We start from the raw sequence: 11,910 nt of genomic DNA, 5'->3' as shown, positions 1-11,910 counted from the left end.
GTTTATGTCCAGGTCATGCGTCGAAACCTCGTGGCCGTGGCAAGGAGTGGAAGCCGGATTCATCGACTTGTTCCAATCCCTCTGTGTGATCGAACGCCATTAGGAGAGCATGATCCGATGCGAACCCGAGAGCCCGCGCAAATCGAACGGAAGCCCGAGGATATGCGAAGAATCTGTGTCTGCTACACGCCGGATCAATCTTATCTCTTTCCGAGCTTCGTCAGCGCGTTGCAGGCGCGTCGGTTCACGCCGCGCGATCTGGCGGATATCGTCATTATCGCATTCGGGATCGATCCGGTCGCCGAAGTGATTTTCGCCGAGGCTTGCGCACGCGCGGATATCGTGTTTCTGACCCGAAGCGAGGCCGATATCGGAGGCGCTCCCGCCATGTTGGCACGGCTGTTTCTGGCGGACCTTCTCCCGAAACATTATGATTTTTTTCTTTATGTGGACGGCGATACCCAGATCCGTGGTCCGCTGGACGACCTGTTGCTGAATCCCGTTCCTTACGGGATGTTTTACGCCGCCGCCGATCCGATGACATTCGTGGGAGACGATTCGGACCGGCTGAGTCGTACCATCGCGGCGCATTTTGCGTCGCTTGGGCTCTCGTCGGTCGACGCATGCCGGTATTTTAATTCCGGCGTGATCTATGCGGAGCGCAACGGATGGGCGCGTATCGGAGCCGAAGCATGGAAGATGTTTTCCGGCCAGTCCGGCGCATCGCGTTTTCCCGATCAGGATGTTTTGAACCTCGTTGGTCTGCCGCACTGTCTTTCGATGTCGCTGGCATGGAATTTTCCGGTATATATGAATAGTATTCGCGTTCTTTCCGTTATACGGCCACGAATCGTCCATTACATGTCACGGCCGAAGCCGTGGGAAGGCGCTTTTCCACCCTGGAACGCTGAAGCCTCCGCGGTCTATGGCAAGGTGGCGTCCGCTTATCCGGAAACGGCGCGATATTGGCGCCGTATGAAACGCACGACCTGGTTCCGCTATCATCTTCAGCAGCGTTATAAGCGCTTGCACGCGATGGTCACATGGGGGTTTGGCGCGAAAAGACGGCGTATTCTTGCTTATGAGGGCAGATTGAAACAGTCGCAAGCCTTGCAGGGGGCATCCGGACGGGATGTAGGGGCGGTCCAGTCTGTCCTGACACCTTCCGTCGAGGCATCCTTCTGACACCGTTGAGAGAACCGTCCGGGATGGCGGAGATCGTTCCATGGTGCAGCGTCGTTTTTTCATATGCACTCCAGCTTTCTTCCGCGTGCAGATGAGATCGCATGATCGGATGAAGGCGTGACACCCCGATTATGATCATGTGGCGAGATCGTCGGTTTCCGAGATGATATTGTGGCTGAATAGAGCAAAAGGAGGATGCCATGTCTGACACGACGCTTCCGGTGATTGGCGCGCAGGCGGCGAGCACGACGAAGATTGTTCCGGTCATTCTGTCTGGCGGAACGGGGAGCCGGCTGTGGCCGCTGTCGCGGGCGAGCTATCCGAAGCAGCTCTGGTCGCTGGTAGGGAACCGGACGATGCTGCAGGAGACGGCGTGCCGTGGGGTTGGGGCGATGTTCGCGGCCCCGATCGTGATCTGCAACCACGACCATCGCTTTCTGATTGCCGAGCAACTGCGCGAGGCAGGGATCGAGAACGCGCGGATCGTGCTGGAACCGGCCGGTCGCAACTCCGCGCCGGCGATTGCCGCCGCGGCCCTGCTGGCCGCGGAAAGCAATCCGGATGCGGTGCTGTGGATCATGGCGGCCGATGCGGTGATGACCCGGCCGGAAACGCTGGAACAGCTTCTGCCGGTGGCGGCGGCTGCGGCGCAGCGGGGCCATATCGTCGTCTTCGGCATGCATCCGACCCGGCCGGAAACCGGTTACGGCTATATCGAGGCCGGCCAACCTTTGGCCAGACTGCCCGAGGTCAGCACGGTCGCCGGGTTTATCGAGAAGCCGGATGCGGAGACCGCCGCCGAACTGGTGGCGTCGGGCAAGTATATGTGGAATTCGGGGATGTTCGTCTTTACGGCGCACACCCTGCTCCAGGAAATGGAAGTCCATGCTCCGGTGGTGCTGGCGCCTGTGCGGCAGGCGGTGGAGCGTCGCACCGGCGACCTGATCTTCCAGCGCCTCGACCCGGCGTCGTTTCTCTCGGCGCCGGATATTTCCTTCGATTACGCGGTGATGGAACATACCGACCACGCGGCGGTCATCGCCGGAGATTTCGGCTGGACCGACATCGGAAGCTGGAATGCGCTGTGGGATATCGGCGAGAAGGACGGCGCGGGCAACGTGACGCAGGGTCATGTCTGCCTGGAAGGGGTGCATGACAGCTACGTTCGGTCGGACGAGATCCTGACCGCCGTTGTCGGGCTCGATGATGTCGTGGTGGTGACGACCCGTGATGCCGTGCTGGTGACGCAGAAGAGCCGGGCGCAGGACGTGAAGAAGATCGTGACCCGGCTGCAGGCCCAGGGGCGCAAGGAGGCGGAGGCCCATAACCGGTGCTACCGGCCATGGGGCTTCTATGAGAGCCTGATCCAGGATGCGCGCTTCCAGGTGAAACGCATCGTCGTGATGCCGGGCGAGAAGCTGTCGCTCCAGAAACATTACCATCGGGCGGAACATTGGGTGGTCGTCAGTGGCGTGGCGCTGGTGACGCGCAATGCCGAGCAGATCACCGTCCATGAGAACGAGAGCATCTACCTGCCGCAGGAATGCACCCATCGGATGGAAAATCCGGGCCGGATCCCGCTGGTGCTGATCGAGATCCAGACCGGGTCCTATCTGGGAGAGGATGATATCGTCCGCTTCGAGGACACCTATAACCGGACCTGATGGTTACAGATTGCAAGAGAAGTCGAGGCAGCGAAGATGACAGAACGATCCCGTTTTCTGGTGACCGGTGGGGCGGGCTATGTGGGCAGCCATGTGGTCGCCGCCCTGCGGGATGCGGGGCATGATGTGCTGGTGTTCGACAATCTGCGGACGGGGCATCGGGAGGCGGTGCCCGACGGGGTGACGTTCGTCGAGGGCGACCTGGCGGACCGCGCGCTGGTCGATACGATCCTGGCCAGCGGCCCGTGGGCCGGGGTGCTGCATTTCGCGGCGCTGTCGCTGGTGGGGGAGAGCATGCAGCACCCGCTGCGCTACATGGAAGCCAATGGGGGGCTGGGCTTCACGCTGATCGACGCCTGCATCCGCCATGGCGTGAAGCGTTTCGTGTTTTCCTCGACGGCGGCGCTGTTCGGGCAGACGGAGGATGCGCTGATCACGGAAGCGACGCCGATCGTTCCCGGTTCTCCCTATGGCGAAAGCAAGCATATGGTGGAGCGTGCCCTGCTGTGGGCCGACCGGATTCATGGGCTGCGCAGCGCGTGCCTGCGCTATTTCAATGCCGCCGGCGCCGATCCCGACGGGCGGCTCGGGGAGGACCATCGGCCGGAGACCCATCTGATCCCGCTGGTGATCGATGCGGCATTGGGGCGGAGGGAGGCGCTGCATCTGTTCGGCGACGACTATCCGACGCCCGACGGAACCTGCATCCGCGACTATGTCCATGTCACGGACCTGGCCCATGCCCATCTGGCGGCGCTGGATGCGATCCATGATCGCAGCGTGGTCTATAACGTCGGCACCGGGCGAGGGCATTCGAACATGGAGGTGATCCGCAGCGTGGAGCGGGTGACCGGGCGTGTGGTGCCGTGGCATCTGGCGCCCCGCCGCCCAGGCGACCCCGCCCGGCTGGTCGCGGGCGCCGACCGTCTGCGGCGGGAAACCGGCTGGACGCCGCGCTTCGTGGAACTCGACGAGATCGTCGCTACGGCTTACCGCTGGCGCCTGGAACACCCCCATGGATATGGTCCCGTCCAAGGCGGATAAGCGCGGCGACGGCCGGTCGGCCCATGCAGCGGCCATTCCGGCCGTGATCCGGGCATGCGCGCGGGTCAGGTCGGCCACGCAGGAAACGATACCCAGGGAGAGACGGCATGAAACTGAGCGCGCGCAATCAGATCAAGGGCACGGTCACGGCGGTGACCAAAGGCCAGACCACCGGCCATGTGACGATTGATATCGGCGGGGGCGTCGTGATCACCTCGGCGATCACGAACGAGGCGATCGACGATCTCGCCTTGGCGGTTGGCGATGAAGCCTATGCCGTTATCAAGGCATCGGACGTGATGGTGGGTAAATAGAGCGCGACACGTCGGCCGGCTCTACCCCCACATGTCGCGTAGCCGTGCGGCCATGTCGATGCGGACCTGTTTTGCCGCGTTCCGGCGTTTTGCATCCTCCGGCGTGACGACCGGCCAGGCGCGTGTTTCGAAGAGGGGCAGCATGGCCGGGTCGATAAAGCGCGTTCGCGCGGCATAGACATGCCGGTCGCCCATGCCATGCTGTCCGTGGACGTGAAAACGCTGCGGCACGATCAGGTCGAGGGAGTCCTTCGCCCGTGTCATGGCGACGTAGAGCAGGCGGCGTTCTTCGTCGATCTCCTCGGTTTCACCGGTACCGAGGTCGGAGGGGATGCACCCATCGACCGTGTTGAGGACGAAGACGCTCCGCCATTCCTGCCCCTTGGCGGAATGGATGGTGGAGAGGATCAGGTAATCTTCATCCAGCAGCGGCACGCCGGCCTGATCGGAAGTCGCGTCCGGCGGGTCCAGCGTCAGGTCGGTCAGGAACCGCTCGCGGGACGGATAGCCGCCCGCGATCTGTTCCAGTTGCCGCAGGTCGGACAGGCGGGTGGTCGCGTCCTCATGCAATCGTTCCAGATGGGGTTCATACCAGTGGCGGATCAGGCCGATTTCCGACGGCCAGCCGGCGGTGCGGTTGCGCAGGCCGTGCATCGTGTCGACAAATCCGGCCCAGCCTTCGCCCGCACGCGCCGGTGCCCTGACCTGCATCAGGGCGGCGATCGGGTCCGGCGCGTCCTGCATGGCGTCCAGCACACGCCGGGCCGAGGTCGGGCCTACGGCGGGCAGCAACTGCATCACCCGGAACCCGGCGACCCGGTCGCGTGGGTTTTCCGCAAAGCGCAGCATGGCCAGCACGTCCTTGACATGGGCGCTGTCGAGAAATTTCAGCCCGCCGAACTTCACAAACGGGATGTTGCGCCGCGTCAGTTCGACTTCCAGTGAGCCGCTATGGTGCGCGGCGCGGAACAGCACCGCCTGCTGCTTCAGCATCGTGCCCTGTTCGCGGTCTTCCAGCACCCGTTCGACGATATAGCGGGCCTGGTCGGAATCGTCCTTCACGCAGACCAGGCGGGGCAGGGCGTCGGATGCGCGGTCGGTCCACAGATTCTTGGTGAACCGTTCGGAGGCCCGTTCGATCACCGCGTTGGCGGCGGCGAGGATCGGCTGGCTGGAACGATAATTGCGCTCCAGCGTCAGCACGGTGGCCGGGGTAGGGAAGGCGGACGGGAAATCGAGGATGTTGCGCACCGTCGCGGCCCGGAAGGCATAGATGCTCTGGGCATCGTCGCCCACGACGGTCAGCCCCGCGCCGTCGGGCTTCATGCCCAGCAGGATCCTGGCCTGCAACCGGTTGGTGTCCTGATATTCGTCGACCAGCACATGGTCCCATGTCCCGCCGATTTCGGCGGCCAGGATCGGGTCGCCCATCATCTGCGCCCAGATCAGCAGCAGGTCGTCATAATCCAGCACGTTCTGGGCCTGCTTGGCCGCGACATAGGTGCCGAACAGCGTCTTGAGCTGCTCCTGCCAGCCCGCGCACCACGGGTAATGCTTCGGCAGCACATCGGCCAGCGGTTGCTCGGCGTTCGCCACGCGGGAATAGATCGCCAGACAGGTGCCTTTGGCCGGGAAGCGACTTTCGGTCCGGGAGAACCCCAGTTCGTGCCGGACCAGATTCATCAGGTCGGCGGAATCCTCGCGGTCATGGATCGAAAAGGCCGGGTCCATGCCGATCTGTTCGGCATGGGCGCGGATGATCCGCGCGCCGATCCCATGGAACGTGCCGGTCCAGCCCAGGGCACCGGCCAGCGCGCCGGCCCTGTCGCCCAGCACCTGGGCGCAGATCCGCTCCACCCGCCGTGCCATCTCGGCACTCGCGCGGCGTGAGAAGGTCATCAGCAGGATGCGGCGGGGATCGGCACCGTTGACGAGCAGATGCGCGACACGGTGGGCCAGCGTGTTGGTCTTGCCCGATCCGGCCCCGGCGATGACCAGAAGAGGCGCGGCCGGAGGGGCTGTACCCTGTGCGACTCCGTGCGTCACGGCGGCGCGTTGCGCGTCATTCAGCCTGTCGAGATATCCGTCGGCCACGATTGCTCCCGTAACGCCCTGAAAATGGGGTTATTCCCTGATGAGTGCCTGTAGTTTCCGCCATGGCGCGCTGTGGATCAAATAGGGCGGCCCGGTGCGAAAGTCGTTGACGCCTGTCCCTGATATGGAACAAATAGAGAACATAATGACCCGTCCACCGATTGGGAAGCCTCGGTGGAACGCCATGGATGGACTGTCCTGCCACATGCCCGCATCCGAATCCCGTCCCGCGCTGGAGGTGCTGCGGGAGCAGATCAGTCGTCTGGGGGGCCGCTCGGGGCGCAGGCGGGCTGTCCTGCCATTCGGTCTGGATGAGATCGACAGCCGGTTGCCGGGCGGGGGGCTGATGCTGGGGGCTCTTCATGAAGTGGCGGGGGGAGGATGCGATGCCCTTCATGCCGCGGCGGCCGGCCAGTTCGCGGCAGGGATCGCGGGGCGCACGCGGGGAAAAGTGCTGTGGATCGTCAGCCGTCAGGATGTGTTCGCGCCGGCCCTGATGCAGGTAGGGCTGTCGGGGCGGCGGGTCATCTATGTCGAGGCCCGGTCGGATGTGGATGTGCTGGCCTGTTTTGAGGAGGGGCTGCGACATGGCGGCCTGGGGGCCGTGGTGGCGGAAGTGGCGCGGCTGTCGATGACGGCGTCGCGCCGCCTGCAACTGGCGGCCGAGACCTCGGGGGCGCTGGGCATCGCGCTCCGGCGCTGGAGGCGGCCGACCGGGGCGGCCGATTTCGGTCAGTCGACGGCCAGCGTCACGCGCTGGCGGGTGTCGGTTCTGCCATCGGTCGCGCTGCCGGTGCCCGGTGTGGGGCGGCCACGCTGGCGGCTGGAACTGATCCGGGCACGGGCCGGGGATGAAGCCATTTTTGAAGTGGAGGCCTGCGATGGCCAGGGGAGACTTGCCCAGAGCGGGCTTGTCGAGAATCGTCTCGCTCTACCTGCCGTTCTGGCCGACGGATCGGATCAGGAGGCGGTTGGGCGCCGACGCGCCCGCGCCTGAGGCCGCGCTGGCGCTGGTGGGCCGTGCAGGACGGCGCCGGGTCGTGCGCTCGGTCGATCTCGTCGCCCGCAAGGCGGGATTGTGTCCTGGCACGCCGGTGGCCAAGGCACAGGCGCTGTATCCCGATCTGACCATCATGGACGCCGATCCACAGGGGGACCGCGAGGGGCTGGAAAAATTGGCCCTGTGGTTCCAGCGCCGCATGGCCCCTGTCGTGGCCGTCGACCCGCCGGATGGCATTGTGCTGGATACGACGGGGGCCGATCACCTGCATGGGGGCGAGCAGGCCATGCTGGCGGCGATGGTCCTGCGGCTGCGGCGCACCGGGGTCACGGCCAAGGCAGCCGTTGCCGATAGTTTGGGGGCCGCCCATGCGCTGGCGCGCTACGGGCGGGCACGGATGCTGGTCGTACCCCCCGGCGAGGCGGCCGCCGCGATGGCCGATCTGCCCATCGCGGCACTGCGCCTGCCCGATGATATCGTCGATGGGCTGCATGCTCTTGGCGTGTCCCGCATCGGCCCGCTTGCCGGTATGCCGCGCGCGCCGTTGGCACTGCGTTTCGGGCCGGAGGTCGCGCGCCGGCTGGACCAGGCATTCGGGCGGGTGGCGGAGGCCATCGTCCCGATCCGCCCCGTCGAACCGGTAGAGGTCAGCCGGAATTTCGCCGAGCCGATCGGTGCCGCCGAGACGATCGCGCGCATGATCGGCACGCTGGTGCCGCCCCTCTGCCAGTTGCTGGAAGAGCGCGGGCAGGGGGGCCGGTGTTTCGACCTGCTGCTGCACCGCGTAGACAGCCGCGCCGAGGCGATCCGGATTGCCACCGCCCAGCCGGTGCGGGCCGCCGGACGGCTGATCCGCCTCTTGTGCGAGAAGATCGAGACGATCGACCCTGGTTTCGGGATCGAACGGATGGTGCTGACGGTGTCGTGGGCCGAGCCGATGGGCGTGCGCCAGGCCATGTCGTTGCTGGACGAGGCGGATGAGCCTGATGTTTCGGGCCTGATCGACAGTCTGGCCAACCGCGTGGGTACGCAGGCGCTGTATCGCTTTATGCCGGTCGAAAGCGACATGCCCGAACGCTCCTTCTGCCGCGTGCCGGCGCTGGCACCGGACGAGGCGAAGGACTGGCCGGATCACTGGCCGCGTCCGATGCGCCTGCTGCCCCGGCCCGAGCCCGTGCACGCCATGGCCGAATTGCCCGATCAGCCGCCGATCTTCTTTATCTGGCGCGGTGTCCGGCGGAAGGTGCGATGCGCCGACGGGCCGGAGCGCGTGTTTGGCGAATGGTGGAAGGGGGATGCCGAACTGACCACGGCCCGTGACTATTTCCGGGTGGAAGATACATCCGGCGAGCGGTTCTGGATCTACCGGGCCGGCGATGGGGAACATGGCGAAACCGGGTCGCAGGGCTGGTTCCTGCACGGGATCTTCGGATGACCCGCTATGCCGAATTGCAGGTGACGAGTTATTTTTCCTTCCTGCGCGGGGCGTCGTCGCCGGCCGAACTGTTCCGGCGGGCGAAGGCGCTGGGGGTCGAAGCCCTGGGGTTGTGCGACCGGAATACGCTGGCCGGCATGGTGCAGGCCCATGTGGCGGCGAAGGAGGCCGGGATACGGCTCGTCGTCGGCTGTCGCCTCGACCTGGCCGATTTTTCGCCCGTGCTGGTCTATCCGACCGATCGGGCCGCCTATGGCCGCCTGTGCCGCCTGCTGACCATCGGCAAGACGCGGGCAGGGAAGGGAGGATGCCATCTGCTGTGGGAGGATCTGGTCTCCTGGGGCGAGGGGTCGCTCGTTCTCCTGATTCCGGACAGGGCGGATGAGGACTGCGCGCAGCATCTGCGGATGCTGAAGGCCGCGTTTCATGATCGGGCCTTTATGACGCTGACGCTGCGACGGCGGCCCAATGATCAGATGCGGCTGTATGAACTGGCCGGCCTGGCGCATCGGGCGCGGGTGCCGACGGTGGTGACCAACGATGTGCTGTTTCACACGCATGATCGGCGCGTTTTGCAGGATGTCGTGACCTGCATTCGACATAATACCACCATAGACGAGGCCGGGTTCGCACGGGAGCGCCACGCCGATCGCTATATCAAGCCGCCTCACGAGATGGCGCGTCTGTTCGGCCGCTATCCCGAGGCGATCGACCGCACGATCGAGATCGTGGAGCGCTGCACATTCAGCCTGGAAGACCTGGCCTACCAATATCCCGACGAGGTGTCGGTGCCGGGGCAGACGCCGCAGCAGGCGCTGGAGGCATTGACCTGGAAAGGGGCTGGAAAATTCTATCCCGAAGGGATTCCCGATACGGTCAGGAAAAGCCTGGAGCATGAGCTGGCCCTGATCGGGCGCATGCAGTACGCACCCTATTTCCTGACTGTGAACAGTATCGTCCGCCATGCCCGTTCCCAGGACATTCTGTGTCAGGGGCGGGGATCGGCGGCCAATAGTGCGGTCTGCTACGTGCTGGGCATCACCGCCATCGACCCCGCGCGCAATAATCTGCTGTTTGAACGGTTCGTTTCCGAGGCGCGGCGCGAGCCGCCCGATATCGATGTCGATTTCGAACATGCGCGGCGCGAGGAGGTGATCCAGTGGGTCTACGGCCATTATGGCCGCAATCGGGCGGCCCTGACGGCGGTGGTGATCCGTTATCGCGCCAAGGGCGCATTGCGCGATGTCGCCAAGGTCATGGGCTTGCCGGAAGATTTGATCCGCACGCTGTCCGGCCAGATCTGGGGCTGGTCGAAGGAAGCGGACCCCGCGTTGTTCAGGGATACCGGCATCGATCTGTCCGACCGGCGCATCCGGCTGACGCTCGATCTGGCCTGCTGCCTGATCGGCGTGCCGCGCCATCTCTCCCAGCATCCGGGGGGCTTCGTGCTGACCCATGACCGGCTGGACGAGCTGGTCCCGGTCGAGCCGGCGGCGATGGACGATCGCCAGATCATCGAATGGGACAAGGACGATATCGGTGTCCTGAAATTCATGAAGGTCGATTGCCTGGCACTGGGCATGCTGACCTGCATGAAGAAGGGGCTCGATCTGCTGGCCGAGCATAAAGGCGAGCATGTCACGCTGTCCACCATTCCGGCCGAGGATGCCGAGACCTACGACATGATCTGCAAGGCGGATACGATTGGCGTGTTCCAGATCGAATCCCGCGCCCAGATGTCCATGCTGCCGCGTCTGAAGCCGCGTGAATTCTATGATCTGGTGATCGAGGTCGCCATCGTCCGGCCGGGGCCGATCCAGGGCGATATGGTCCATCCTTATCTCCGCCGCCGTGAAAAACTGGAAGAGGAAGAGTATCCGACGCCGGAGCTGAAAAACGTGCTGAAGAAAACGCTCGGTATTCCGTTGTTTCAGGAACAGGCGATGCAGGTGGCAATGGTCTGCGCCGATTTTTCGGCGGGAGAGGCGGACCAGTTGCGACGGGCCATGGCCACGTTCAAGCATACCGGCAATATGTCGCAGTTTCAGTCCCGGCTGATCGAGGGGATGAAGAAGAAAAACTATTCCGAAGCCTTTGCGCAGCGGATCTATCAGCAGCTCGAAGGCTTCGGGTCTTACGGTTTTCCGGAGAGCCATGCCGCCAGCTTTGCGATCCTCGCCTACTCCTCGTCCTGGATGAAATGCAAGCACCCCGATGTGTTCCTGGCCGCACTGCTCAATTCCCAGCCGATGGGGTTCTATGCGCCGGCCCAACTGGTGCGCGATGCGCGGGAACATGGGGTCGAGGTGCGGCCGGTCTGCGTCAATGCCTCGCGCTGGGACAGCACGCTGGAAGGACCGGCGACGAAAAAAGGGTGTTTCGCCGTCCGGCTGGGGATGAGCCTGGTCAAGGGCCTGACCGAGAAGGATGCGGCGCGCATTGTGGGCGTCCGGGGGCAACGCCCCTTCGCGTCAGTCGATGATCTCTGGCGCAGGGCAGAGGTCAGGGGGGCGGCATTGACGCATCTGGCCGAGGCCGATGCGTTCCGGCCGGGCCTTGGCCTGCCACGGCGCGAGGCGCTGTGGGCGATCAAGGCGTTGCGTGACGAGCCCTTGCCGCTGTTCGCGGCAGCCTCTGTCGCGCGGGAGGCGAATGAACCCGCTGTGCGGCTCCAGCCGATGCGTGAGGGGGCCGAGGTGACGCGGGATTACAACCGCATCGGCCTGACCCTGCGCGACCATCCGGTCGCCTTTCTGCGTGACGACCTGCGCCGGATGGGTATCGTGTCCTGCCGGCAGGCAATCGAATCCAGGGATGGCAGGCGCCTGATGGCGGCGGGGCTGGTTTTGGTGCGCCAGCGCCCCGGTTCGGCTGAGGGGGTGGTGTTCCTGACGCTGGAAGATGAAACCAGCGCGTTGAACGTCATTATATGGCGGGATCTGTTCGATCGGTATCGCAGCCGGGTCATGGCGGGGCAGATGCTCGCCGTCACGGGAAATGTGCAGAAAGAAGGGGATGTCGTGCATCTCGTGGCGCGCGAGATCACGGATCTTTCCGATCTTCTGACCGATGTCGGCAATCGGGGCGCAGGCGGAGCCATCGGGGCGGATAAAGAGCCGCAAGCTGAGAGCGTTCTCGTGAAATCGAGAAATTTTCACTAAACCGGGGCTGTAT

Annotated in this window: 8 protein-coding genes; 7 read left to right on the top strand and 1 reads right to left on the bottom strand. The window is 64.5% G+C overall.

The annotated features are described in order from the left end of the window. Positions 1–117 precede the first annotated feature (117 nt). From HLH25_RS03905 to HLH25_RS03890, 4 genes are all read left to right on the top strand, one after another. Entirely contained in the window at positions 118–1,185 is a 1,068-nt protein-coding gene (locus tag HLH25_RS03905) for a glycosyltransferase family 8 protein (RefSeq protein ID WP_246401173.1), read from the top strand. A gap of 200 nt (positions 1,186–1,385) precedes the next feature. After that, positions 1,386–2,849, top strand: coding sequence for a mannose-1-phosphate guanylyltransferase/mannose-6-phosphate isomerase (locus HLH25_RS03900; RefSeq protein ID WP_182972823.1), 1,464 nt, complete (start codon positions 1,386–1,388; stop codon positions 2,847–2,849). 36 nt (positions 2,850–2,885) lie between these two features. Next, positions 2,886–3,893: a UDP-glucose 4-epimerase GalE gene (galE, locus tag HLH25_RS03895; RefSeq protein WP_182972822.1), complete on the top strand. Its 1,008-nt coding sequence runs from the start codon at positions 2,886–2,888 to the stop codon at positions 3,891–3,893. Positions 3,894–4,000: 107 nt separating this feature from the next. Continuing rightward, positions 4,001–4,207, top strand: a complete 207-nt coding sequence (locus tag HLH25_RS03890; RefSeq protein ID WP_114728029.1) for a TOBE domain-containing protein — start codon at positions 4,001–4,003, stop codon at positions 4,205–4,207. 21 nt (positions 4,208–4,228) lie between these two features. Here HLH25_RS03890 and HLH25_RS03885 read toward each other — a convergent pair whose 3' ends face one another. Next, positions 4,229–6,301 carry an ATP-dependent helicase gene (locus tag HLH25_RS03885; RefSeq protein WP_182972821.1) on the bottom strand — a complete coding sequence of 691 codons (2,073 nt, stop codon included), beginning with the start codon at positions 6,299–6,301 and terminating at the stop codon, positions 4,229–4,231. 205 nt (positions 6,302–6,506) lie between these two features. On the opposite strand from HLH25_RS03885, the gene HLH25_RS03880 reads away from it, so the two are divergent. Genes HLH25_RS03880 through HLH25_RS03870 form a run of 3 tightly spaced genes read left to right on the top strand, consistent with a single transcriptional unit; the run spans position 6,507 to position 11,897 of the window. Then, positions 6,507–7,298 carry an ImuA family protein gene (locus tag HLH25_RS03880; RefSeq protein ID WP_182972820.1) on the top strand — a complete coding sequence of 264 codons (792 nt, stop codon included), beginning with the start codon at positions 6,507–6,509 and terminating at the stop codon, positions 7,296–7,298. After that, positions 7,222–8,736, top strand: coding sequence for a DUF6504 family protein (locus HLH25_RS03875; RefSeq protein WP_456305499.1), 1,515 nt, complete (start codon positions 7,222–7,224; stop codon positions 8,734–8,736). Before HLH25_RS03880 ends, HLH25_RS03875 begins: the two co-directional genes overlap by 77 nt. Then, positions 8,733–11,897 carry an error-prone DNA polymerase gene (locus HLH25_RS03870; RefSeq protein WP_182972818.1) on the top strand — a complete coding sequence of 1,055 codons (3,165 nt, stop codon included), beginning with the start codon at positions 8,733–8,735 and terminating at the stop codon, positions 11,895–11,897. Before HLH25_RS03875 ends, HLH25_RS03870 begins: the two co-directional genes overlap by 4 nt. The last annotated feature ends 13 nt before the right edge of the window (positions 11,898–11,910 follow it).

The sequence above is a fragment of the Gluconacetobacter dulcium genome, assembly GCF_014174165.1.
In the GTDB taxonomy this organism is placed as follows: domain Bacteria; phylum Pseudomonadota; class Alphaproteobacteria; order Acetobacterales; family Acetobacteraceae; genus Gluconacetobacter; species Gluconacetobacter dulcium.
Note: the sequence above shows the minus strand (reverse complement) of the source record. Positions and strands in the feature narration are given on the sequence as shown.

Coding starts and splice junctions, on each gene's coding strand:
- HLH25_RS03905 (WP_246401173.1), top strand. CDS start 118: ATGCGAACCCGAGAGCCCGCGCAAATCGAACGGAAGCCCGAGGATATG.
- HLH25_RS03900 (WP_182972823.1), top strand. CDS start 1,386: ATGTCTGACACGACGCTTCCGGTGATTGGCGCGCAGGCGGCGAGCACG.
- galE (WP_182972822.1), top strand. CDS start 2,886: ATGACAGAACGATCCCGTTTTCTGGTGACCGGTGGGGCGGGCTATGTG.
- HLH25_RS03890 (WP_114728029.1), top strand. CDS start 4,001: ATGAAACTGAGCGCGCGCAATCAGATCAAGGGCACGGTCACGGCGGTG.
- HLH25_RS03880 (WP_182972820.1), top strand. CDS start 6,507: ATGCCCGCATCCGAATCCCGTCCCGCGCTGGAGGTGCTGCGGGAGCAG.
- HLH25_RS03870 (WP_182972818.1), top strand. CDS start 8,733: ATGACCCGCTATGCCGAATTGCAGGTGACGAGTTATTTTTCCTTCCTG.